The organism is Streptomyces speibonae (genome assembly GCF_984686075.1).
The window spans coordinates 4,901,155-4,925,844 of record NZ_OZ480260.1 but is presented as its reverse complement, the minus strand read 5'-3'; the positions used below and the strand labels follow the sequence as shown (position 1 = coordinate 4,925,844).

The window sequence follows — 24,690 nt, the reverse complement described above, 5'->3', positions numbered from 1 at the left end:
TCACTCTCCCGCGGAAGAAACCGGAACGACACGCGCGAACCCGCCGTCCACCATCAGATTCGCCACCGTCTCCAACTCCGGCGGAGAACCCGCCAGCCGCGACAGAAACGCGTCGAAGTCGTCACCGCACGCCAGCAACAGCCGCTCCACCCGCTCGGCCGGCTGCCACGACGGATCCACGTCCCGCACGTCGTCGTACGCGCAGAACCACACCGACCCCTGCCGCTCGCCCCGCACCTTCACCGCCAGCAGACCGCCCTGCACGAACGCCACGCACAGATAGTCCTTGGTGAGATGGTCACGCAAGCACTTGTTCACATAGACCAGATCATTGACCGCCGCCTCGTCCCGCACCGTGAAGAACGGCTGATCCACCAGCAGCCCCAGCTCCGCGTCCAGAGCCGTCCCCACCGGCGCACAGCCACCCGCCGCCTTCAGGAACGACCGGAACGCACCCGGCAGCCGGTACCCCAGCTCCTCCTCCACACCCAGCACCTGCGACTCCGACACCGCCACACCCGACTTCGGCAGCCCGAAATGCGCCGGCCGCGTCTCCTGCAACGGCCGCGTCCCCCGCTTGCCGTGATCCACCGCCGCCGTCGCCACACCACCGTGATGCCGCAGCAGTGCCTTCACCTCCACCGGCACCAGCTCAAGACGCCGCGAACCCGCCACGTGATGCCACGTCCAGCCATGCGGCGTCGCCACGGCCGGCACCGTGTCCCACAGCTCGTGCCCGCTCGCCGCCAACGCCGCGTTCGCCGACACATAGTCCGTCAGACGCAACTCGTCGACCCCGAACCCCTCCGGCGGATCCGCGATCTCCACAGCCGCACGCGCATAGGGCGAGAAATCGGGGAAACCACGCTCGTCCACCCGTACCCCTCTCGGGTGACGCGCCGCACGCACCGGATCCGGGAAGTGCACGACCTGCCCGGCATAGGCCGCGTTCGGCGGCGCGGCTTGTCCCCCGGCCTGGCGGCCGGGAGGATCCCCCAGCCCGAGCCGACCTGTCGTCATGGCGGTTGCCCCCTGCGGCTTCCTTACGCCCCGCACCGCCCACCTTCGGACCGTTACGGAACGTATTCGACTGTCACGTCTGTCTCGACTACGTACCGCCACGACCCCCACGGCGCCCCCACGCACAGCCGTGCGGAACACCGCGCGAATCGCGGTGCCGACAGCCTATGCGGTACGCCCCCACCGGTCACCGGCACCGGCCACCCGCCCCCTCCACTTCCGTGACCAGCCGTCACCCTCCCGTGACAGCCCGCCCAAACCCGGGCGTGTCGCCCCGCCCCAGCTTCCCCATGAGCCCACGCATTTGGCACTCTGTGACCTTCGGGGGGATGCTGTGGAGGGGATGACGATCATGAACGCGACGCAGACGGGGACACACACCGGCCCATCCGGCGACCCCCGCTCCGGCGACCCCCGCATCGGCTGGAGCGCCACCGACACCACCCCCGCACCCACCCTCCACCACCGCCGCGACGGCATCCTCCCCACCATCGCCGCCGCACTCTCCGTACGCGGCGAAACCCTCACCGGCACCGCCGCCCGCGGCGACACACCCCCCGCCCTGCACCCCCTCGTCCAGGACTTCCTCGACGCCCTCACCAGCGACCAACGCGACCGCTTCACCGGCCGCTGCGCCGAAACCATCCTCATCTCCCGGCACCTCACCACCGCCGACGCCGCCCGCAGCAAACGCGCCAAACGAAAACCCATGACCAACGGCGAAGCGCGCAAAGCACTCAAACAAGCCAAACTCACCACCCGCCGCATCCGCGAGGACGGCGACCCCCTCCACGGCGCCTACGCCACCCCCTGCCGCGCCTGCACCGCCCTCACCGCCCACTTCGGCGTCCGCATGGTCGAACCCGCCGCCACCACCGACGGCTGAGGCACCCCCCACCCACGACCTCGACGAACGAAGAGCAGATGCACACCGACCGCACCTCCTCCCCCAGTCTCGGCTCCGCTCGACCGGGGGGACCCCCATCCCGCTTCGCCGTCCCCGTCGACGCCGCCCTGCGCGCCGCCGGATGGCAACCCGGCCGCTGGGACATCAAGCAAGCCGAAATCTGGGCCGACACCCTCCGCGACCACACCTCACCCGCCGGACACCGCCACACCGTCTTCCCCGCGGCCGTCGAAGCCTGGGCCGAATTCGGCGGCCTCCACATCACCCCCACAGGACCCGGCCGCCAAGTCGCCCCCGCCACCCTCCACCTCGACCCCCTCCACGGCCTCCACCTCGCCCGCACCCTCGGCGACCTCGGCCGCGCCCTCGGCACCGACGTCTGCCCCCTCGGCACCGAGACCGACACCCAGGCCCTCCTCGCCATCGACACCCAAGGCCGCGTCTACGCCCTCGACCACACCGGCGACTGGTACCTCGGCCCCACCATCGACCACGGCCTCACCACCCTCATCTCCGGCATCGAACCCGCACGCCTCACCGCCGGCTGACCCCCGGCACGCCCTACGACGACGCCGGAATCACCGCCGACACCCGAAAACCCCCCGCATCCGTCGGCCCCGACACGAACACCCCGCCCAGCGCCGACACCCGCTCCTTCATCCCCACCAGACCATTGCCCCCCGACGGCAACCCCGCCGACGACACCGCACCCGACGGCGGCTCGTTCTCCACCTGCATCGCGATCTCCGACACCCGGTGCGCCACCCGCACATACGTCTTCGCACCGGCCGCATGCTTGTGCACGTTCGTCAACGCCTCCTGCACCACCCGAAACGCCGTCGACTCCACCTCCGGCGCATACCCACGCGCCTCCCCCTCCACCGACAGATCCACCACCATCCCCGCGGCCGCCGACTGCCCCACCAGCTCATCCAGCTCCGACAGACTCGGCCCCTCACCCGCCCCCGGATCCTCACCCACCGCCCGCGACGCCGCAGCCGCCGCAGCCGCCCCCACCGCCGCCAACGGCACCGAGGCCCGCTCCTGCCGCACCGCCCCGTCCCCACCCGAACGCAGCACCCCCAGCATCTCCCGCAACTCCGTCAACGCCTGCCGCCCCATGTCCCCCACCAGCGCGGCATTGCGCACCGCCTTCTCCGGATCCTTCCGCGCCACCGCCTGCAACGCCGCCGCATGCACCACCATCAGACTCACCCGGTGCGCCACCACATCGTGCATCTCACGCGCGATCCGCGTCCGCTCCTCACCCCGCGCCCACTCCGCACGCTCCTCCGCACGCTCCGCGAGCAACTGAAGCTCCCGCTCCAGACTGTCCGCCCGCTCCCGCAAGCTCTCCATCAACCGCCGCCGCGCCCCCACATACAGCCCCAGCAGCAACGGCGGCGCCGTCACCCCCAGCGCCATCGTGATCGACGCGAACGGCACGATCCAGTCCGCCACATCCAGCTCGTCCCGCGCCGCGTCCTGCCGCAACCGCACGAACATCACGATCAGCACACCCAGCGACTGCATCCCCGCCAGCGAACCGATGATCCGCCGCGGCAGATCCGACGCCGCCAGCGAATACAGGCCCACCACACCCATCAGCAGACCCATCGACGCCGGCGTCACCGCGATCACCACCAGCACCACGGCGATCGGCCACTTCCGCCGCACCAGCAGCACCGAACCCGCCAGCAGCCCGAACACCACCCCCACTGCCACCGGCATCCCCGCCCGCCACGCGAACGGAATCCCCTCCAGCGCACACTCCACCGCGGACAGCACCGCGAGCACCCCGTCGAACACCGCGCTGCGGCGCCTGTCCCACCACCACGGCCCGCCCCGGGCCGTCACATGCTCTTCCCCCGTCGTGGTCATGCCTCCAGCCTACGGGCGCCCCCCACCCCTTATCCGTCGAGTTTCCACCTCCGGCCCACACCACACACGGTGACCGATCGGACGCGGTACGCCCGGAAATCCCTCGAACTGCTGAATCGGTCACTGTTCGAAGGGGGAACCGACCATTCCGGCCGGACGGTATGCATGTGACACATGCACCAGGCAAATACGCCGACTTCGAAACCCTCCGCGAACAGGCGGTGGCACTGCGACGCGCGGGACTGAGCCGACGCCAGATCCGCGACCGGCTCCACGTCGACAACAACGACATCCTCAACCGGCTCCTCCAGGGCGAGCCGGCCCCGGAATGGACGAAACGGCCGAACGCCAAGGACGACCTTCGGGAGAAGGCGAGAGAGCTCCGGCTCCAGGGCTGGACGTACGACCGAATCCAGGTCGAACTGGGCTGCTCCAAGAGCTCGATCTCCCTGTGGGTACGGGACCTGCCGAAGCCGGAGCGCCGCGACCCGTCGGAACAGGCGCGCCTGGCGAACCGGAAGCGCTGGGAACACGAGTTGGCGGTACGGGAGGAGCAGCGAGGACGGACCAAGGCCGCCGCTGCCGAGGAAATCGGCAGCATGTCCGACCGTGACCTGCTTCTGACGGGAGTGGCCCTCTACTGGGCCGAGGGGGCGAAGGACAAACCGTACGCGCGGAGGGAGAACGTACTCTTCGTCAACAGTGACCCCGGCGTGATCAAGCTGTACCTCGCCTGGCTCGACCTGCTCGGCGTGGAGCGCGAACGCCTGCGGTACCGCGTCATGATTCACATGACGGCGGACGTGGAGGGGGCGAAACGGTACTGGGCCGATCTGGCGGGTGTGGACGTCTCCCAGTTCCAGAAGACGACGATCAAGAAGCACAATCCGACGACCGTCCGCAAGAACGTCGGCGACACCTATCGTGGTTGCCTGGTCATCCGGGTGTCACAGGGTGCCGACCTGTACCGACGCATCGAAGGCTGGTGGACAGGAATGGTCGCCGGGATCACGACACCACCCACCTCAGGTAAGGTCTGACGCAGCCATCCGCCATGGGGTAACTGGTAGCCCGCGGGCCTTTGAAGCCCTGTAGTGCTGGTTCGAATCCAGCTGGCGGAGCTGCTCGGTTCGGGTCCTGACCGGAGGCGACTGCCTCGGTCAGGACCCGCTCTCATGTCCCCCCACCCTCGCCTGGGTATCCTGCGGATGTCACCCCCACCCCCAACACAGCCGAAGGGCATCCCGTGAGCGCCATTCGCCCGGCAGCCGTCGTCGTACTCGCAGCGGGTGAGGGCACCCGTATGAAGTCGGCCACACCGAAGGTTCTGCACGACATCTGTGGCCGTTCCCTGGTGGGTCATGTGCTCGCCGCGGCCGGTGAGCTCGACCCGGAGCACCTGGTCGTGGTCGTGGGGCACGCGCGTGAGCAGGTGAGCGCGCATCTCGCGGAGGTCGCCCCCGCCGTGCGCACCGCGGTGCAGGAGGAGCAGAACGGTACGGGTCATGCCGTGCGGATGGGGCTGGAGGAGCTGGGCGGTTCCGTGGACGGGACCGTGGTGGTCGTGTGCGGTGACACGCCGTTGCTGACGGGTGGGACGTTGCGGGAGTTGTCGGCCACGCATGTGGCGGACGGCAACGCGGTGACCGTGCTGACGGCGGAGGTGCCGGATGCGACGGGTTACGGGCGGATCGTGCGGGACGGCTCGGGTGCCGTGACGGCGATCGTGGAGCACAAGGACGCGTCGGCGGCGGAGCGGGAGATCCGGGAGATCAACTCGGGTGTGTTCGCGTTCGACGGTGCGCTGCTGGCGGATGCGTTGAAGAAGGTGCGGACGGACAACAGTCAGGGTGAGGAGTACCTGACGGATGTGCTGGGGATTCTGCGTGAGGCGGGGCACCGGGTGGGTGCGTCGGTGGCGGGGGATCACCGGGAGATCGCGGGGATCAACAACCGTGTGCAGTTGTCCGAGGCGCGGCGGATTCTGAACGACCGGTTGCTGACGGCGGCGATGTTGTCGGGGGTGACGGTGGTGGATCCGGCGTCGACGTGGGTGGATGCGACGGTGTCGTTCGAGCGGGATGTGGTGGTGCATCCGGGGACGCAGTTGCTGGGTGGTACGCATCTCGCGGAGGGCTGTGAGGTGGGTCCGCATGCGCGGTTGACGGATACGCGGGTGGGTGCGGGTGCCCGGGTGGACAACACGGTGGCGGTGTCGGCCGAGGTGGGTGAGGGTGCGTCGGTGGGGCCGTTCGCGTATTTGCGTCCGGGGACGCGGTTGGGGGTCAGGGGGAAGATCGGGACGTTCGTGGAGACGAAGAACGCGTCGATCGGTGAGGGGTCGAAGGTTCCGCATCTGTCGTATGTGGGGGATGCGACGATCGGTGAGTTTTCGAACATCGGTGCGGCGAGTGTGTTCGTCAACTATGACGGGGAGCGTAAGCACCACACGACGGTCGGCTCGCACTGCAAGACGGGTTCGGACAACATGTTTGTGGCGCCTGTCACGGTCGGGGACGGTGCTTATACGGCTGCCGGCTCGGTGATCACGAAGGATGTGCCGCCCGGTTCGCTGGCCGTGGCCCGTGGTCAGCAGCGGAATATCGAGGGCTGGGTGGCTCGTAAGCGTCCGGGGAGTGCGGCGGCGAAGGCGGCCGAGGAGGCTTCCCGTGGGGCGGTCGAGGAGGGGTGAGCGTCTTCGGCCGCTGCGAACACCGCGTACCGTGATAAGTGCATATCTGCACCCCCCACCTGCTGCGACACCTCTGAGGAGATAGTGCTGTGACCGGGATCAAGACGACCGGGGAGAAGAAAATGATGTTCTTCTCCGGCCGCGCACACCCCGAGCTTGCCGAGGAGGTCGCCCACCAGCTGGGTGTCGGGGTCGTCCCGACGAAGGCCTTCGACTTCGCCAATGGCGAGATCTATGTGCGGTATCAGGAGTCGGCTCGTGGTGCCGACTGCTTCCTGATTCAGAGCCATACTGCTCCGATCAATAAGTGGATCATGGAGCAGTTGATCATGATTGACGCGCTGAAGCGTGCGTCGGCGAGGTCCATCACCGTCATCGTGCCGTTCTACGGTTACGCGCGGCAGGACAAGAAGCACCGGGGTCGTGAACCGATTTCGGCGCGTCTGATCGCGGATCTGATGAAGTCGGCGGGTGCGACGCGGCTGCTGGCGGTGGATCTGCACACGGATCAGATCCAGGGTTTCTTCGACGGTCCGGTGGATCATCTGTTCGCGCTGCCGCTGCTGGCGGATTACGTGGGTGCGAAGGTGGACCGTTCGAAGCTGACGGTGGTGTCTCCGGACGCGGGTCGTGTGCGGGTGGCGGACCGTTGGTGCGACCGGCTGGGTGCGCCGCTGGCGATCGTGCACAAGCGGCGGGACAAGGACGTGGCGAACCAGGTCACCGTGCATGAGGTGGTCGGTGAGGTGAAGGGCCGCGTGTGTGTCCTGGTGGACGACATGATCGACACGGGTGGCACGATCTGTGCGGCGGCGGACGCGTTGTTCGCGCATGGTGCGGAGGACGTCATGGTGACGGCGACGCATGGTGTGCTGTCGGGTCCGGCGGCGGACCGGTTGAAGAATTCGAAGGTGAGTGAGTTCGTGTTCACGAACACGCTGCCGACGCCGGGTGAGCTGAGCGAGACCCTGGACAAGATCAAGGTGTTGTCGATCGCGCCGACGATCGCGCGGGCGGCGCGTGAGGTGTTCGAGGACGGTTCGGTGACGAGCCTGTTCGATGAGCAGTAGGCGTGCCGGAGCTCTGCAGTAAGGGTTCTGCAGTCGGGCATCCGTGCGGGTGTCGTTGATCGTTTTGGGTGCGGCCTCCCGGTCCGAGTAGACTGCTGCAGTTGCTCGGCGAGGGAGGCCGTGCCGCTTCGTTCCGGAGTCGGTACGGCGGTCCGTTATCGACGCGCTCTTCGTAGCAGGCCGTTCGTGGCCGGGTGACCACGTCCGTTTCTGACTTCGAGGAGTGACCATGTCCGAGGTGAAGATCTCCGCGACGACGCGCACCGAGTTCGGCAAGGGTGCCGCGCGCCGTATCCGCCGTGACAACAAGGTTCCGGGTGTCGTGTACGAGCACGGTCTCGAGCCGCTGCACCTGACGTTCCCGGGCCACGAGCTGCTGATGGCGCTGCGTACGCCGAACGTGCTGATCGCGCTGGAGATCGACGGCAAGGAGACCCAGCTGGCGATCCCGAAGGCCGTGCAGCGCGACCCGCTGAAGGGTTTCCTGGAGCACGTGGACCTGCTGAAGGTGAAGCGCGGCGAGAAGGTCCAGGTCGAGATCTACGTGCAGACCGAGGGTGAGCTGGCCCCGGGTGGCAACCTGCTGGAGCACGTCATCCCGACGCTGCCGGTCGAGGCCGAGGCCACGCACATTCCGGACGGTGTGACCGTGTCCATCGAGGGTCTGGCGGCCGGTGCCGCTGTTCTCGCCAAGGACATCCCGCTGCCCTCCGGTGTGTCGCTGGCCGTCGAGGAGGACGCGGTGGTCCTTCAGGTGCTGGCCGCGCAGGCGGAGGAGGCGCCGGAGGGTGCCGAGGACGAAGAGGGCGCCGAGGTCTGATCCTCTTCTGGAGTCGTCGTGTCGTCGGCCGCTGTTCCCGTGCGGGGCAGCGGCCGACGCGTATGAAGGAGACATGGGCGTGACGACGGATGCGGCGGGTGTCGCGGGGCCGTGGCTGGTGGTGGGGCTCGGCAATCCGGGTCCGGGGTATGCGATGAACCGTCACAACGTGGGGTTCATGGTGGCGGATCTGCTGGCGGAGCGGATGGGCGGCCGGTTCAAGCGGGCGGGCAAGGCGCAGGCGCAGGTGCTGGAGGGCCGGATCGGGCCGCCGGGGCCGGCGGCCCGGCGGGTGGTGCTGGTGAAGCCGATGTCGTACATGAATCTGTCTGGCGGGCCGGTGAACGCGCTGCGGGAGTTCTACAAGGTTCCCGTGGAGCGGGTGGTGGCCGTGCATGACGAGCTGGACATCGATTACGGGACGCTGCGGTTGAAGCGGGGCGGCGGGGACAACGGTCACAACGGGCTGAAGTCGTTGACGCAGGCGTTCGGGCGGGATTATCACCGGGTGCGGTTCGGGATCGGCAGGCCGCCGGGGCGGATGCAGGTGGCGGATTTCGTGCTGCGGGACTTCTCGTCGGCGGAGCGCAAGGAGCTGGACTACTTGGTGGACCGGGCGGCGGACGCGGTGGAGTGTCTGGTGACCGAGGGGCTGGAGCGGGCGCAGGGGACCTACAACTCATGACGCCTGCCGCCGCCCTCGCCGGCCCGTGGATCAGATAGGCAGGGTCGAGAACCGGGCCGGTTCTCCGAGCACCGAGGTGGCCTTGTTCGGGTCCGCCAGGCGGGCGGCCAGCGTGGCCGTCGCAAGGCGTTCCGGCAGGGCGGCGCTGAACTTCAGTCCCCGCACCGCACGCGGGTCCACAGAGGGCAGGCTGAGCTGCTGCGCCGCCCGGGCCCTGGCCTGCTGCCATTCGGTGGCGGTCAGGTCCTCACGGAGGCGGATGCAGGCGTCCGTCGGGTACTGGAGAGGGTCGGCGATCTCGCTGAGAGTGGCCGCGAGTGTGGCGTTCGCCCGTTGCCCTGCCCAGGTCCACCAGCGCACGCCGGTGTCGCGACCGCCGCAAACGACGACAGTTCCACCCGGGTGCACATGCTCCACCGCACGTTCACGGGCAGCGGCCATGGCATCGAGTGCGCGCCGTGTCAGTGTCACGGGCGGATCGGTGCCGAGCAGGACCTCGCGTACGCCGCGTGTGAGTTCGTACGAGGCTCCCCTGGCGAAGCCCGCTCCGACCCACCGTGCCTTGCCGCCACTCTCCACGGGTTCGACGAAGCACCGGCGCCTGGACCAGTCGATGTAGGTGACCTGCCAGCTGCGGCCCGCCAGCAGAAGCCGTCGCGGTCCGGCCACTTTCTCGGTCAGCAGGGCGGGATCGGTGGATCCGATCTCCTTGCGGCCGAAGAGGACGGTGAACTCCGGTGCGGCGGTGAACACCGCCGTCAGGTCCATGAAGTGGCGGTAGCCGAAGCGCTGCTCCGCTTCGGGGCCGATGAACAGCATGCCGCCGTCCCGTTCGAGGTAGCCCTCGTCGATCAGGTGTTTCACGATCGGTTCGGCCGGGGGCCCGAAGGGACCCAGCCCGCCCCACCATTCCTGCCAGAGGTGTTCTCCGACGGTGTTCTCCTGCAGGCAGAGGGCGAGTACCTGCTGGGCGACGATGTGCCGGGGCTCGGGCGGGGCCACCACTGGTTCGACCCAGCCTCGTGACCACTGAAGGAGCAGGGCCGCGGCAGCGAGCAGACCGTCCTCGTCGAGGGTGAGAAAGAGGCAGTTGCGCGAGGATCCGGGCCGTCTGCCGGTCCGCCCCAGGCGTTGGAGGAAGGACGCCACGGTGGGCGGGGCGTCGATCTGGATGACGCGATCGAGGTCGCCGACGTCGATGCCGAGTTCGAGGGTGCTGGTGGAGACGATGACGCAGTCGCGCGCCTCGCTGAACGCCTCCTCGGCACGTCGGCGCTCCTCGGCCGCGAGGGAGGCGTGCGAGAGGAAGGTGGTCACGCCCTTGGCGCGCAGGCACTCGCCGAGCTTCTCGACGTGCCGCCTGGTCTCGCAGAAGACCAGGCGTTTCTCTCCCCGATGGAGCGCGGCGACGACGGTGGCGGCGTTCTCCAGGGAGCCCACGTAGTCGAGCTGGATGTCTCCGGGCGGCGGGGTGTCGGCCGTCGGCACGGGGCCGCTGACGGAGACCACGTGCGCGGGTCGTTCCCCGGCACCGGATCCTTGCAGCCAGGCCAGGAGCTGTGGCGGATTGCCGACGGTCGCGGAGAGACCGATCCGCTGCACCGGACGGCCGGCGACCCGCTCCAGGCGCTCCAGCACGGCCAGGAGGTGCCAGCCCCGGTCGTCGCCTGCGAAGGCGTGGACCTCGTCCACGAGGACCGCCCGCAGTCCCGAGAAGAAGGCACGATGGTCGACGTTGGCGCTGACCAGCATCGCTTCCAGCGATTCCGGTGTGGTCAGCAGGATGTCGGGGCGTTCCCACAGGATGCGTTTGCGCCGGGTCTGCGAGACGTCGCCGTGCCAGAGGGCCGCGGAGCGTCCGAGCCACGAGGTGTAGCTCTCCAGGCGCGGCAGCAGGTTGTTGAGCAGCGCCTTGAGGGGACAGACGTAGAGGATCGAGGTACCCGTCCACCGTGCCTGGGCCATTTTCGACAGCAGCGGGAAGGCTGCGGCTTCGGTCTTGCCGCCGGCGGTGGGGGCGAGGAGCAGCGCGTCCGTACCGTCCATGAGCGGGTGGACGGCGGCCTTCTGGAGGGGCCGCAGATCGGGCCAGCCGAGGGTGTTGGCGATGTGGTGCAGGACGACGGGGTGGAGCCGGTCGACCGCGTCCGGGGTGTCGTCGGTGGTCACGGGCGCTTCACAGAGGCAGTTCGACGTCGTCGGCCGAGCCTGCCGCGGCGTTCCTCTCGGTGCCGGTGAGCTCGGATTGCCTGACCGTGAGGGCGTAGTGCTTGCGCGGGTCGAAGTCCTCGAACTGTTCCACGCGGTCGAGGACGTCGCCCACGAGCTTCTTGAGGAAGAGCCGTGGTGCGATGCCGACCTTGCCTCCGAGACTTCCCGCCACGGCGTGCGCGAGGTCGGTCACGTAGGAGTCGTCGACGATGCCGCGCAGACGTTCTGCGGCTTCTCGTTCGATGCCCGAGGCGTAGATGTCCCGGACCCTGCCGCCGAGTTCGGTCAGGGATTCCACGGTGAAACCCGAGAGCCTGAGCTGCACGGCGCGCGGGTTGTCGAACCGGGCGTCGGTGGTGAAGTCGGTGGCCAGGCGTTGTGCGAGCGGTGCCAGCCGCTGGACGCCCTGGGGGCCTTCGAAGAAGGCGGGTGTGCCGGTGATGAGGAGGTAGAGGCCGGGGAAGCGCCCGGAGTGCACCTCGTCGATGAGCTGGCGCAGTGCGTTGAGTGCCTTGTCCCGGGCGTCCGAGCGGACTCGTTGCAGGGTCTCGACCTCGTCGAGGACGAGGAGCAGCCCGGGATGGCCGGAGTCCTTGAGGACGGTCAGCAGGCCCTGGAGGAAACCTAGGGCTCCGAAGTGGTCCAGGTCGCCGCGGACGCCGGCGCTTCTGCGGGCCGCCGCGGCGACGTGGGGCTGTCCGCCGAGCCAGGCGAGGACGGAGTCGGCGGTGGCGTCGTCGCCTGCGTCCTGGGCGCGCCGGTAGCCGCGCAGGGCGGTGGCGAAGGCCGGTGCGACGCGGGAGACCTCGGCGAGGCGTGCGGTGAGGAGGCCGTCCACGGCTTGTGGCAGTTCGTCGTCGGTGGCGCCGGCGGCGAGGGCGTCCTCCTCCAGGGCGTAGAACCAGGCGTCGACGACCGACCGGAAGGCGCTGGGCGGGAAGGTGCTGGTGGCGAGGCGTTCGGTGAGCCGCCGGTAGACCGTCTCCAGTTTGTGCAGGGGTGTCTCGTTCTCGGAGACCTGTACTTCGGCGACGGCGAAGTTGCGCTGCTTGGCGCGTTCGGCGAGCCAGCGGGTGAAGAAGGTCTTGCCCGAGCCGTATTCGCCGCGTACGGCCTTGAAGACGGCCGATCCGGTGGCGACCGCGTCGAGTTCCGCGTCGACCGCGGTTTCGAACCGGCCGAGGCCGACCGCGAGGACTCCGAGCCCGGTCTCGGGTACGGCGCCCCGGCGCAGCGCGTCAATCAGTCGCAGGCGGCGTTCGGGACTGATGCCCTGGGGTGTCACGTCCGTGCTCCGCCTGTCGTGTCGAGGCGGAACTGTCGTCGCAGCAGCGGTACGTCGAGCCGGAGGGAGCGCCCGTTGTCGGTGAGGGTGAGGACCTCCGCCTGGTCGTAGTTGAGGACGCGTTGCAGTGTGGCGGCGAAGCCCGCGGCGCGTGCGGCGCGTTTCCCGGCGCGTTCGGCGACGACGGTGACCGGCAGGATTCCGTGCGCGTCGACGAGGGCCTGGACGGCCTTCGCGACGGTGTCGAATTCCTCGGGGCGCGGCAGTGCGCCGAGCTGGGCGCTCATGATGTCGGATGCGCGCAGCGCCTCGGTGAGCTGTTCGGCGGCCGAGGCGGGGGCGGGCTGGGGAGGCGCGGCCGTCCCGGTCGACTCTGCTGTGCTGACCTCGTCGAAGGACAGCAGCGCTCCCTGGCCGGTCTCGTGCTCGGCGGCCTGCTGTTCTTCCGCCTTCTTCCGCAGTTCGGCGGCCGAGGGGGTGCGCCTGGCCGGCGGCGTGGTGCCCGGTGTCTGTGGGGCCGGGGTCTCGGTGCCGGTGACGGCGTCCTCTTCCAGGGACCACCAGGAGGGCCGCTGGGGGCCGAGTTCCCGCCAGCCCTTGGGTACGGGTGCGCCGTAGGGGGCGAAGGCCAGCACGGGGATGGCGGCTTCGGCGAGGGCGACGCCGCCGTGGTATCCGGCCTGCCGGTTTCCGTAGCGCAGTCCGGTGTCCCACAGGGCGGTGATGCGCTGTCCTTCGGCGACGACGCGCCGTCCGGCGAGGACGGTTTCGCCGCGGCCTGCGGGTGTGCTGCCTCGGCGGTGCCGTGCGGAGAGGGCGTCGGGGACGTTCTCCTTGTCGGTGCCGTGGTCGATGACGTGTCCGTGGTCGGCGGTGATGACCAGGGCGCGGCCGGTGGTGCGGGCCTGGGCCAGCAGGTGTTCCATGCCGAGGAGTTCGTTCAGCTGCCAGTGGGACACGGCCCGGTCCTCACCGAGGCGGTCGTCGATGGTGTTGACGACGACGGCGACGTGGGTGCCGGGGTCGGCGAGTGCCTCGGCCAGTTCGCTGCCGAGGCCGTGTCCCGCGTCTCCTCGCAGGTCCGCCTTGTGGAAGAGCCGGACGTCGGCTCCGCCCCAGAAGCGGTGTGCCGCGAAGCGCTTGCGTTCCTCCTGCTGGTCGATCTCGGTGAGTTCGCCGGCGAAGAGGGAGCCGCGGGAGGTGCGGGTGATCGTGGGCAGTGCGGCGAGCATGCCGCGCCGTCGCCGGTCTCCCGCGGTGTCGGCCACGGGGTCGTACTCCGCCCAGGACCGCGTGCGCAGTTGTTCGGCGAGGGCCGCGGCCACGGCGGCACTCGCTCCGTCGAGGACGACGAGGAGGAGCGGCGGGTTCCCGGTGCTCGACGAGCGGGCGGGTTTGACGACCGGGGCGAGGACGCGGCGGGCGAAGTCCTCCACGACGAGGGCGTCGCGCGGTGCGGCACCGGTGCGTGTCTCCTCGGCGAGGCGGGCGGCGAACGCCTCGTCGAGGGCGTGCCGTCGGGCCCGTACGGCGGTGCTCAGTGCGGCGAGGGCGCCGGGCAGTTCCGGGTGGGTGTGGTCGCCGTCGGTGATCCAGCCGTGGGCGAGGTCGACCCATCCGTAGGTGGTGATGTGCTGTTGCACCGCCTCGGCCGCGGTGGTGAACGCGGTGACCGGGGGCCGGCCGAGCCAGTGCACGAGCCGCTGCGCCATGCGGATCCGGGTCATCGTCGCGCGGTGGCTCGCGAGCCGGGACAGCTCGTGCTCGGCCAGGTGGTCGACGGCGCGCTTCAGGTCGCGGACGCGCCGTTCGGCCGGCGCCTTGTCCGGGCGGGAGGGGACGCAGGCGGTGAGGGCACGGGCGACGGCTCCGTAGCGCGCCCGTTGCCCGGTTTCGAGCAGGTCGCTGGCGGCGGCCGCGTCCTCTGCTCCCATCTCGCGGATGAGGGCGTCGGCGCGGGCCATGAGGGCGCGGGGGTCGGGCCCCGGAAGCACCGGTTCGTCCTCGGTCACGTCCGCGGAGCGGGTGGCCAGCAGGACCCGGACGTAGTCCTCGGTCTCGGCGCCGAAGGCGGCGAAACTGTCGTCGTCGAGTCGCCGGCCGCCGAACTTCAGTTCCGCACGGCCACGGGCACGGTCCACGCCCGCCGGTGCCTTCTCACCCCAGAGGGCGGCGCACACCAGTCCCATGGGGACCGCGTCGGCGCCGTGGCCGGCCTCAAAGAGGCCGAACAGGGCGGTGAGTGCCTGGTGGGCTCGTAGGCCCACCCGGTCGGGGTCGGCGAGCCAGGACGCGAGTCCGCGCCGTTCCTGGTCACGCAGCGAGGCGACGCGTTCGACCGCGCCGGGGGCGAGGGACCAGGCCATCAGGGCGTGCAGGTCGAGCCGGTCGGGGTCGAGCCGGTGGGCGGTGGTGGACAGCCGCCCGGCGGCGAGCCGGGACAGGGCGGTGTCGCGGGAGAGGACGGTGCCAGGGGTCTTGGGCCATTTCTCCTGGCCAGCGGCGTCGATGAGGGCTTCGGCGGCCCAGCTCTCGGCGGTCAGGCGGGGGTCGAGGTCCACGGCGCCGAAGAGGCGGCGGACGACGGCCCAGGACTCTATGGGGTAGACGCGGTTGCGGTAGACCCGAGCGAGGAGGCCGGGGCCGAGGTCGGCTTCCTCGACGTCGGTGAGGACGGCGAGCACGTCCCGCTCGCCGGTGTCGGTCCGCTCCCATCCGGTGAGCGTGTCCAGCACGGCGAGCGGTGAGACGGCGGTGGCGATGTGCGCGGTCCGGCCGCCGCCGAGCGGCAGCAGGCGGGGCCCGTTCCAGTGCGGTTCGGCGCGGATGAGGACGATGCGGGGCTCGCCCTCCGTGAAGGAGCGGGCCTCTAGGACCTGGACGACCGCGGCGGGGTGCGCGGGCCTGGGCCGGGACCGCCCGGTGTCGCGGCCGGGCGGCGGGGCGGTGGTGCTGTGCGTGCTCACGGCTGGTCGATCACCTGCCACGTGACCTGGATACGGGCGTGCGGGTGGGCCTCGGCCACGTCGGTGAGTTCCGTTCGCAGCCGGTCGACGGCGTCCGCGGCCTCCGCTTCGTACTGTCCGTACGGCTGCTCGGGGACGGTGGCGGACACGCCGTTGCCGCCCCGGCCCGGGGTGCCGTGGTCGTCCAGGGGGAACCGGTTCGGGGCGGGGACCGGTGCCGGGCCGGGCGGCGGGGTGGTGGCGGGGGGCGCGGGCGGCGGGCTCTGTGCGGCGTTGGCGCGGCGCAGGATCGCGGTGAGTTCCCTGGTCGTCTTCTCCAGCGCGGTGCCGAGGACGGCCGTGTTCTCGTCCGCCCGTGCGGTCCCGTGCAGGGAGTCGAGTACGGCGCGGGCCTCGGTGGCGTACGGTTCGCGCACGTCGCGGGCCATGTCGTAGACGCTGGACCAGGGCACGCCGGCCAGCGCGCTGATGACGGCGGGCGCGCTGGAAAGAGACTTGCCGATCCGCTCCTGCCCGGCCCGGTCGCCGGTGTCGGCACCGGCGAGGAGGCTGACGACGGAGAGCGGGTCGTGCCGGTCGGCCTCGGCGAGGTCGTCCACGAGGACGGCCGCGCGGCGCGCGGTGCCGAGGCGGCCCTCGTCGTCGTCGGTGTCCAGACCGAGGTAGCCGGCGTGCGTCTCCAGCTCGTCGACGAGCTTCCGGGCCGCGGTGCGCAGCTGCGCGGCGCGTGCCCGGACGCGGTCACTGAACTCGGCGATGATGCGGGCCCGGCGCATCGGCGACAGCGGGGCTTCGCCGAAGATGAGTGCCGCGCGTTCGACGGCCTCGTTCCACGTCTCCTCGGTGGGGCGTTCCTGGGCCCGCAGGCTGTAGACGGTCTTGAGGGCGGTGGGGTCGGCAACCTCGACGGGCCCGTCGTGGTAGGTCCACACCCGGTCGGTGCGCTCGGCGTAGGCGCACAGCACCAGGTGGGCGAGGACCGGGTCGAGGCCGTACGGGAGGGGCTCGTCGATCCACTCGAGGAGGGTGCGGACGGGGATGTCCTGGTCGTCGTAGGCGGTGCCGGCCTTCTGTCCGAAGTGTTCCTCCCAGTGCCGGCCGAGCTGGAAGCGGGCCTCGAACATGGTGCCCAGCTTCAGGCCCTCCTGTCCGGCGATGCGCTTCATCAGCGGCCGGTCCTTGGGGCGGATCTCGACGACGTCGGTGCCTTCGTCGGAGGCGGTGCGCAGGTAGCCGAAGACGGTCTTGACGTCGGCCGTGCGCACCGACAGCTGCTCGCCCTGCGGGTCGAAGTCAGGGTGGGCCGGGTACTGGTGGGCCAGGGCGTGGGAGATGATGCGCCGTGCCGCGTCGTACAGGGACTGGTTGTACTCCAGGACGACGGTCTGCATGTCGGGGACGGGCAGGATGTGCTCGTCGTAGCCGCCGACGACCGCCGGGTCCTTCGGGAGGAGGCCGTAGGCCTGCTTGAGGGCGTTCCGTACGGTGCTGGACAGGCGGCGGTGCTGGTTGCGCAGGGCGTCCTTGGCGCGTTCCCGGTCGTTGGGGCTGAGGTGTCCGGCGTAGGACTCGAAGCGCTGGCCGTTGAGGACGTAGTCGATGATGACCAGCCGCTGGAACTTCAGGTACGTGGCGTGTGTGAAGTGTGCGGGGATCCAGCCGATGGTGCGGATCTTGTCGTGGTCGGGGAGGTTCTTGAGCCGCATGATGCGGTCGCGGTCCTCGGCCTCGCCGTAGACGTCGTCGAAGGGCATGTCGACGATGAGCCGCCAGCTGCCCGGCTGGCGCGGCCTGACCTTGTCGTCGTCCAGGGTGTTGGCGTCGGCGAGGTTGCCGAAGAGGATTTCCGCGGACCGCCGGGAGCCGCGCCAGGACAGGTTGAGCTGCTCGTCGAACTGGCCCTGGCTCACCCCCAGCTCCTCCCACAGCATGCGCTTGAGGAGACCTCGGCGGTTGGCCGGGTTGTTGTTGGTCTGGGCGCGGGTGACGATCGACTCGTAGTCGACCCCGACGAGCTCCAGCGAGATCCCCGCGTCGGGTCCCTCGGTGTACTTGATCTCACCGAACTCGTCGGCCCACTCCTTGGCCTTCTTCGCGACCTCCTTGGCCTCGAAGCCGCGCACCCGGGAGGTGACGATGCCGTGGTTGAGGGCGGTGAGCCGCTTGACGGTGAGGTTCTGGAAGGCGGGCACGGACGGCACGAGGGCGGACAGCAGCAGGGTGCCCATGAGCCGGTTGTCGACGATGAACGACTCCATCCGGCCGCGTACGGCGGGGTCGAGTCCGTCCGGGTCGCGCCGGTACGCCTCGGTGTCGTCCAGGGTGAGCTCGTACCGGCCCAGCAGGTAGGGCTGGAGCTTGTTCTTGTACAGCTCCTGCGCGGACCGGAACTGCTCCCGCAGGGTCTGCGTGAAGGGGTCGCTGCCGCCCCGGTACAGCACCTCGTAGAGGTCGCCGAGGGGGACGAGCTGGCCCAGGCGGAGGGTGTCGCGCTGGTCGAACAGCATCTGGCCCATGAGCTTCAGGCCGGTACGGGAGCGGGACAGCGCCTCGGCGACCCGTACCAGGGTGTCCATGAAGGCCGGGGAGAACGGGAAGGCCCGGCGGAAGGCCTCCTCGTCCGCGGTCGTGATGTCCTTGCTGTCGCCCAGCAGCGCGTCCCACACGTCGGGCTTGACGCGCTTGATGTTGGCGAAGGCCTGGTCGATGCGGGCCTGCGCGTCGGGCACGTCCTCGCGGGGCTTCAGCAGCCGCGCGTGCGCGATCGCCGGCAGGTCGCTGTCGGGCAGCGGGATCGTGCGGAACCGGTCGTCGGCCAGGGAGAGGGTGTCCTGGATGGACACCTCGGCCGAGCCGAGCACGGCCTCGTCGCCGACCAGGTCCCGCAGATCACGCTGACGGGCGATGAAGGAGACCACCGGGATGGCCCGGCGGGCATCGCTGCCCTCCACGAAGTTCGTGATCTTCGCGGCCTGCTCGGAGACGAACTTCTCGTCCCGGATGTGGTTGGCGAGCCACAGGATCAGCTCGTCGAGGAAGAGGACCAGCGCGTCGTACCCGAGGGACTTCGCGTGCGCGGCGATGATGCCGAGGCCCCGGTCGAGGGAGACGAACGCCTGCCGGTCCTCGGCGGCGTCCTGAAAGAGCCCCTTGAACCAGGTGGAGAGGGCGTCGGAGACCAGCTTGGCGCGCAGCCCGCCGGCGGTGACGGGCTCACGGTGCCACTGCGGGTCCTCCTCGTTGAGGGTGTCCTCGTCCACCTGCTCGGCGGCGAGCGCGGTGTCCAGCTTCTCGGTGGTCCAGAAGACCGAGTCGCCCCACTTGTCCTGGGCGTCCCCGCCCGGCAGCCCGTCGATGAACGCCTCGTCGCCCATCCGCTCCCGGTGGCTGCGGATGTTCTCGAACAGGGCGTCCGTGCGGTAGACCTGCGGGATCGGGGCGTCGGGGTGGAGGCGGCGGATGTGCTCGACGTACCCGCCGAGCACCTTCTGCTCCAGCGACTTGCCGTCGAGCATGTGGAAGGGCAGCAGCAGGAACTTCGTACTGTGCAGCCAGGCGTGTTCGCGCATGGCCCCGGCGAACTTCTCGAGACCGCGCACCCTGAGCGCCGCCCGCTCCTGGATGCCGAGCAGCGCGGCCAGCACCGCCATGAAGTGCGACTTGCCGGAACCGAAGGAACCGTGGAGGTAGGCGGCCTTCGAGCTGCCGCTGGTCAGCCCGGCCTCGATGAGCGACAGGGCCTCCCCGAACCGCTCCACGAGGCTGTCGGTGAGGACATACGCGTCCAGCGCCTTCGAAAGCTCCTCGTCGCTGCCCAGCGCCTCGGTGAGCTTCAGGACGAAGCTCTCGTGACTGACGGTGGGGATGTCGATGACCTCACGCAGCAGTGGCTGGGTGGGGTGTGCCATCGCGTACTCCTCGTGTGTCCCGTTGTCGCCCGCTCGGCCGTCCGAGCGCCGGCCCGAGCGGCACTGCCGCCGCTCTCGCCGGGCCGTCCGCCCCCTGCCTCGGATTCCGCGCGCCCCAGCCCACTGGACAGGCGCCCTTGTCTGCCGCGCGACCCGCGCACGGCATACCGGACCCCGGACCCGCCCGGCCCGCGTCACCCGAACGCCTCAGCGTAACGTGCGGGGAGCACGGATCTGCCGGGTTTGCGGGGGTGGGCGGGGTCCGGGTGGGGTGGTGAGCTCGGTGGGGTCCTGCGAAGGGGTGGCTACTCCTTCGCCTGCGTGTTCTTTTTCGCGCCCTTCCCGCCGGCGGGCTTGGCGGTGGCCTTCTTCGCCGCCTTACGGGCGGGACGCCAGGCGCGCAGCTCCTCGTCGGTGACCGCGAACTCCTCCTCCCGCTGCCAGTCCAGCAGCGCCTCCTCGAACATGCCGGCGTCCTCGGGGTGCCACTGCTTGAGCCACGGCAGCAGCTCCAGCAGACCGGCGAGGTACGGGATGAAGTCCTCCCGCTCCCAGTTTCCGGAGTCCGCACGGGCGTTGATGGTCTCGGTGAGGGCCGTCGCCTGCTCCAGGTGGTCCCAGCCGCCCCAGCCCAGAACCTCGATCGCCGGGTTGAGGGTGCGGCTGTAGGAGATGAACCGCTCCTTGGGCACGTCGAGACCACCGCGCTGGGCGGCGTAGGAGGCCTTGCGGAAGTCGGCCGTCGTGTACTTCGGCGGCACGGGAGTACCGTCCCTGATCTCCATCGCCTTCAGGTGATCCCCGGCGGCGGTGGCCGCGTCCTCCTCACGCTGCCGCTCCCAGACCTGCTCCCACACCTCGCGCTTCTTCTTGTGCGCCGCCTCCGTGTAGCGCAGGGCGGCCAGGAACGGCACGTGCTGGTCCTCGACCAGCTTGGGCACGATCACGGACAGTTCCTCGCCGGGCGCGTAGAGCTCGGCGACGGCCACGAAGTCGTGGTCACGGGTGAGGTCGTCGACCAGCTCGGGGAGGGAACGGGTACGGAGGCGCTCCGTCCCGTCGTAGTCCGTCTCGTACCAGAGCTCCCGGCGCTCCATGCGCGCAAGCAGCCACTCCTTGAGCGCGGCCTGCTGCTGGACGTCCCAGCCGTCGGTGAGCCAGCGCCGCTTGTATTCGGGGCGCTCGATGAGCCCGATCACGGAGGAGTTCTTCATGGCGTCAAGCCGACGGCGGACCGTCTCCTTGTAGGCCTCGGGCCATTCGGCCGGAATCTCGCTGATCATGGTGGAGTTGTGACGCCGGAACCATTCCGTCTTGACGCCCTGCTCCTTGACACGCTTGCCGAGGTCGATCTCGAAGGCCCGCTGTCCGAGGGCGATTCCATCAGCGGGAAGGGCGTCTTCTGGCGCGGTGAGGTCGTCGTGCAGGCCGTAGATTCCGTAGACCTCCCAGTCCAGTTCTTCCTGGACAGTAATCATCCGGGCACGGATGCGGTGCCATTCCGACTCCGCGTGCGCCAGCACTTCAGCCGTGGGCGGCTTCTCCGGGTCGGCTGCGACGGTGGAGGGGGTTACGGCGGCGAGCTGTTGGGCGAGGGTGTCTAGTTCAGTTGCGCGAGTAAGCGGATACTCCTCAGGAAGAGGGAATTCCTGAACGTTCGCACCATTAAACTGGTACCAGACCGTCCATTTTTCAGCTTCGAGCCCTCGCCCTACACCATTACTCGGCTTGATTTGACACATCTGCTTCAACCAAAAACAGGCGACAGACGAGTTAAGCAGCCCAACCAAACTAAGATAGTCGTCTACTGACGCACCATCCCCAAGCTTGGCAATAGATACAGTCTGCTTGAAGCAACTTCCACCGCGATCCAGCATAAATTGATTATGGGTGGTCACTTCGGCGCACACGATAGAGTACTTACCGCGATAGCGATCACTAACCCACCGATACCACCCCCACCAAGGCGTCAGGTTCCGGTTATCAGTAACCTTCTCAAATCCGTGAGTTGCGCGCAACACCTGCCGAGAAGGCCACAAATACCTACCCCACGGAGATGCATGATCGTATGCTAGCGGCTTCATTTTAGGGTCATACGGAACAACAGCAGCTTCTGAGAAATGCGCATCCCAATCACGGACGATATCGCCAGTAATCAGAGGGCGCACACACTCGATATCTCGCCTACTCAATGATCTGCGAGTACCAATGAATGCCGGATCTTGCCCAGGGAAGCTAGCAAATCCGATATCACGCGACAGAATGCTCCGAAGGATCTTCCCTGAAGCTGAATTGATCTCCTCAACGGTCTCAAGTCCGCCGTCATCGAGGATCCAAGGATGCTTGCTGAAGTACCGCTTGCGGTCCAAATTATCGACAGAAACCCAATCGCCAACGCTTCGCCCTGGAGCATCGATCCTGCTCGTGATATCGCACCACACTTTACCTTCCGCTGGAACGTCAGGGACTTTAGGTTCACCCTCGATCCTACGCACGGATCGCACAGTCCTTGCTCCATCCCGAGCAGGCCTATTGCGTCCTACAAGGATTACAGTGGGGGTCCCGTGACCCGGCACGTAGGCCCCGGAGGTGTCGATAACTTCAGTAAGATCGACCTCCACTGCAAGGTAATGCTGAATGAATTTTTCGCCAAATTCACGCTTAGTAAAAGCACTTCCCGTAATCTGGCCAACATAACCCGAAGAAGTTGCCATACCAACCGATCGAATCGCCAGGAGAAAGAACCGCTCACCAAACGGAACGGTCAGCTGATATTTCCCCGAACACGACTTATACAACTTCTTATATGCGCTCTTAGGGGAGTCGCTTCCCGGTACGATATAAGGGGGATTACCTACAACAACGTGATACCTTCCACTGTCGAGGATTTCCGGATACCTATCCAAGTCTTCGGTAGAATATAGGTAATCTGCGAGCTCTCCATCTGAGGCTTCCCTGAGTCCTTCGATAACCTCATCCGCATTGTAAATTAGGGAGTCGCCGACAGCCAAATTGAGCGGCCACTCATACTTCAAAGCCTCCTTGATGTCAGCTACGCCCGCAGCTCGCAGCGCTGCGATGATTAGACGAAATCTAGCAATCGCCACCGCGAATGGATTAACGTCCACACCGTGAACCGACCGCAATGCTCCGCGAACTCGGTCGTGGACATCAACGCTAGGCGCCTTAATCTCCCATTCTTGCAGGATTCGATGGAAAGCCCCCAGGACGAAGTGTCCCGAACCACAGGTCGGGTCGATCATTCTGATATCAGAATAATCAAATTCCCCTAGCGCGGGATCCAGGGTCCTCTCAAGGATAAATTCTTCGACAAATTCCGGCGTCTGCAATAGCGCGTACTTTTCACGGGCGCTCAATGAAAGATCTTGATAGAGGTCCCCCAAGAAGCGAGTACCCCACTCACTGTCCTGGAAATTGTGGATGATCCTTGTCCCGCCTTCCGCCTCTTCGTGTTTACGCCAAAACTCAATCAATCCTTTCGCACCCTCATGCGACATCGGGATTTGAAAAAGCGGGTTATGCTCTTCATCGAAAAGCAATCTTCCGGCTTGCCATGAGCCAATCTCTTTGAATGCTTCGAGCAACCAATCTCGATGCGTTCGAGCGGGATCATCTGTCATAAATTGGACATGCCGTTCCTCTGCATGCGTCTGGCGTGCAATTGTTGACCCAGCCACATACGGGTCAATTAGGATTAGGTTATCCTCACAGAATCGCACAAATACTGTGCCCAGCAGCCAAGCGACGGCGGATTGCGTGATGCGCTCACCGACCCATTCGGTTTGTGAAACTGCGGTTCTCTTCGCCTTCAGAGCGCCGTGATACTCATCACGCAGTATCCGCTTGACTTCAGGAAGTGTCTCCAGCTGATCTTGAAGATCTTTCTCTACTACGAGGAGTTGCTTCTGGAGATCGTCACGCAGGCGATCGCTGTCAATCACTGATCCCACCAACCGTTGAGGTGTTTAGTCACGGAATGCGCCTCTGACGCGCAGGCACCTATTGCACCATGCCCAAGCCCTGCCGCTCACATGAGCGGCAGGGCTCTACGGGATACAGCAAGGCAATCAAGCTCGCGTCATCGATCCGTCCTTTACGGATTTCACGAAAGCCGACCATCCAGCACTCGAGATGAGAAGCACAGCGTCATTAGCAACCTTGCTGTCACGCACCGGAACCACTCCCAACATCCCATCGACGACTTCGATGCAGCTACCACCCGAACCATCACTGTAGGACGACTTGCGCCAGACAACCGTGCTCAGATCAGGTGTGATGCTCATGGTTGGTGTAGTCCTTCGCTGACGATTCGATCACGGTCAGAGACTCCGCTGGCGACAGCGCAGCGGCCCTGACGAGATCGTACGACCTCGTGTAGAGATCAACGAGGGCCGGTTCCTCGATCAGTTGGCCCGTCCACGGTGCTTCCACGTAGACAGCGGGGGGAGCGTCCGCGAACGTCATGATCGAAGCCATGCTGGTCATGAATGCCTCAGCTGCACGCACGAACGGCAGCACTTGCACCATAACTGTGTGTGCCTGAGCCATCTGAAGCACGTGCTGAAGCTGTGAGGCCATCACGGCAGGCCCTCCCACCGGCACCCTCAGCACAGTCTCGTTCAGCACAACCCACAACAACGGCCTTGCAGGATCAGCCAAGATTTTCTGCCGCTCAAGCCGCGCACCCACATATCCGTCCACCACTTCCGCTGTGGCGTACGGCATGGTCGCCGTCGTGATCGCCCGCGCATACCCCTCCGTCTGCAACAACCCCGGCACCAGCATCGGCGCGTACTCGCTGATCGTCTTGGCCCGTGTCTCCAGCTCCGCCGCGTCCGCGAAGTAGTCGGCGTGCTTGGACTTGCGGGCCAGTTCGCACAGGCGCTGGAAGTGCTCGCCCGTGCCGAGGACCTCGTCCAGGAGCCGGGACAGGTCCGGTTGTGGACGCCTGGTCGCCGACTCGAACTGGCCGATGTACGTGCCGGAGCAGAAGACCCGCTCGCCGAGCTGGTCCTGGGAGAGGCCGGCGGCCTCGCGGGCCCGGCGGAGTTCGCTGCCGAAGAAGGTCCTCGGCGAGGTGAACGGGTCCATGTCCTGGTTGCGGTTCTGTCGGCCGGCCATCGGCTGTGCCCCCTTGCGGTGTTCCCTGTGCGCGCCCGCCAACTCCGCGGGGCCAAGTGCCGCTCACTGCCCGCAACTCCGTTGCTGGCACGCGACCTCTACC

At 67.8% G+C, this 24,690-nt stretch carries 16 protein-coding genes and 1 tRNA gene; 8 read left to right on the top strand and 9 right to left on the bottom strand.

Annotation, left to right across the window (positions count from 1 at the left end; translation table 11 throughout):
* The gene (locus tag AC5L3C_RS22350) at positions 1-1,020 is read right to left on the bottom strand and encodes an SMI1/KNR4 family protein (RefSeq protein ID WP_493650524.1); all 1,020 of its coding nucleotides are present in this window, start codon (positions 1,018-1,020) and stop codon (positions 1-3) included.
* Positions 1,021-1,372: 352 nt separating this feature from the next.
* Between AC5L3C_RS22350 and AC5L3C_RS22345 the strand changes: the two genes are divergently transcribed.
* Positions 1,373-1,906: a YwqJ-related putative deaminase gene (locus AC5L3C_RS22345; RefSeq protein WP_493650523.1), complete on the top strand. Its 534-nt coding sequence runs from the start codon at positions 1,373-1,375 to the stop codon at positions 1,904-1,906.
* Positions 1,907-1,944: 38 nt separating this feature from the next.
* Positions 1,945-2,475, top strand: coding sequence for an SUKH-3 domain-containing protein (locus AC5L3C_RS22340; protein ID WP_493650522.1), 531 nt, complete (start codon positions 1,945-1,947; stop codon positions 2,473-2,475).
* Between the two features lie 13 nt (positions 2,476-2,488).
* Here the strand turns inward: AC5L3C_RS22340 and AC5L3C_RS22335 are convergent, their stop codons facing one another.
* Positions 2,489-3,808, bottom strand: a complete 1,320-nt coding sequence (locus AC5L3C_RS22335; protein ID WP_493650521.1) for a sensor histidine kinase — start codon at positions 3,806-3,808, stop codon at positions 2,489-2,491.
* 167 nt (positions 3,809-3,975) lie between these two features.
* On the opposite strand from AC5L3C_RS22335, the gene AC5L3C_RS22330 reads away from it, so the two are divergent.
* The 6 genes from AC5L3C_RS22330 (at position 3,976) to pth (ending at position 9,075) form a co-directional block, all read left to right on the top strand.
* Positions 3,976-4,848 (top strand): hypothetical protein, encoded by an 873-nt coding sequence (locus AC5L3C_RS22330; protein WP_125505998.1) that lies wholly within the window; start codon positions 3,976-3,978, stop codon positions 4,846-4,848.
* Between the two features lie 8 nt (positions 4,849-4,856).
* Positions 4,857-4,929 (top strand) — tRNA-Gln (locus AC5L3C_RS22325).
* Between the two features lie 125 nt (positions 4,930-5,054).
* Positions 5,055-6,500 (top strand): bifunctional UDP-N-acetylglucosamine diphosphorylase/glucosamine-1-phosphate N-acetyltransferase GlmU, encoded by a 1,446-nt coding sequence (glmU, locus tag AC5L3C_RS22320; protein WP_125505997.1) that lies wholly within the window; start codon positions 5,055-5,057, stop codon positions 6,498-6,500.
* A gap of 89 nt (positions 6,501-6,589) precedes the next feature.
* Positions 6,590-7,570 (top strand): ribose-phosphate diphosphokinase, encoded by a 981-nt coding sequence (locus AC5L3C_RS22315; protein WP_493650520.1) that lies wholly within the window; start codon positions 6,590-6,592, stop codon positions 7,568-7,570.
* Positions 7,571-7,799: 229 nt separating this feature from the next.
* Positions 7,800-8,390 carry a 50S ribosomal protein L25/general stress protein Ctc gene (locus AC5L3C_RS22310; protein ID WP_493650519.1) on the top strand — a complete coding sequence of 197 codons (591 nt, stop codon included), beginning with the start codon at positions 7,800-7,802 and terminating at the stop codon, positions 8,388-8,390.
* A 73-nt stretch (positions 8,391-8,463) separates the two neighbouring features.
* On the top strand, positions 8,464-9,075 hold the full coding sequence (pth, locus tag AC5L3C_RS22305; RefSeq protein WP_493650518.1) for an aminoacyl-tRNA hydrolase: 612 nt from the start codon (positions 8,464-8,466) through the stop codon (positions 9,073-9,075).
* A 30-nt stretch (positions 9,076-9,105) separates the two neighbouring features.
* On the opposite strand, the gene AC5L3C_RS22300 is transcribed toward pth, so the two are convergent.
* The 7 genes from AC5L3C_RS22300 to AC5L3C_RS22270 all read right to left on the bottom strand — a co-directional run bounded on the left by AC5L3C_RS22300 (position 9,106) and on the right by AC5L3C_RS22270 (position 24,587).
* The gene (locus tag AC5L3C_RS22300; protein WP_493650517.1) at positions 9,106-11,244 is read right to left on the bottom strand and encodes a DEAD/DEAH box helicase; all 2,139 of its coding nucleotides are present in this window, start codon (positions 11,242-11,244) and stop codon (positions 9,106-9,108) included.
* Between the two features lie 7 nt (positions 11,245-11,251).
* Complete coding sequence (brxD, locus tag AC5L3C_RS22295) at positions 11,252-12,571, bottom strand: BREX system ATP-binding protein BrxD (RefSeq protein ID WP_493650516.1); 1,320 nt, start codon at positions 12,569-12,571, stop codon at positions 11,252-11,254.
* Positions 12,568-15,537 carry a BREX-2 system phosphatase PglZ gene (pglZ, locus tag AC5L3C_RS22290; protein WP_493650515.1) on the bottom strand — a complete coding sequence of 990 codons (2,970 nt, stop codon included), beginning with the start codon at positions 15,535-15,537 and terminating at the stop codon, positions 12,568-12,570. The genes brxD and pglZ overlap by 4 nt, the downstream gene beginning before the upstream one ends.
* Positions 15,534-19,445 (bottom strand): DUF6079 family protein, encoded by a 3,912-nt coding sequence (locus AC5L3C_RS22285; protein WP_493650514.1) that lies wholly within the window; start codon positions 19,443-19,445, stop codon positions 15,534-15,536. The genes pglZ and AC5L3C_RS22285 overlap by 4 nt, the downstream gene beginning before the upstream one ends.
* 305 nt (positions 19,446-19,750) lie before the next feature.
* Positions 19,751-23,407 carry a BREX-2 system adenine-specific DNA-methyltransferase PglX gene (gene pglX / locus AC5L3C_RS22280; RefSeq protein ID WP_493650513.1) on the bottom strand — a complete coding sequence of 1,219 codons (3,657 nt, stop codon included), beginning with the start codon at positions 23,405-23,407 and terminating at the stop codon, positions 19,751-19,753.
* A gap of 126 nt (positions 23,408-23,533) precedes the next feature.
* Positions 23,534-23,749: a DUF397 domain-containing protein gene (locus tag AC5L3C_RS22275; RefSeq protein ID WP_493650512.1), complete on the bottom strand. Its 216-nt coding sequence runs from the start codon at positions 23,747-23,749 to the stop codon at positions 23,534-23,536.
* Entirely contained in the window at positions 23,733-24,587 is an 855-nt protein-coding gene (locus AC5L3C_RS22270; RefSeq protein WP_493650511.1) for a helix-turn-helix domain-containing protein, read from the bottom strand. Before AC5L3C_RS22270 ends, AC5L3C_RS22275 begins: the two co-directional genes overlap by 17 nt.
* Between the last annotated feature and the right edge of the window lie 103 nt (positions 24,588-24,690).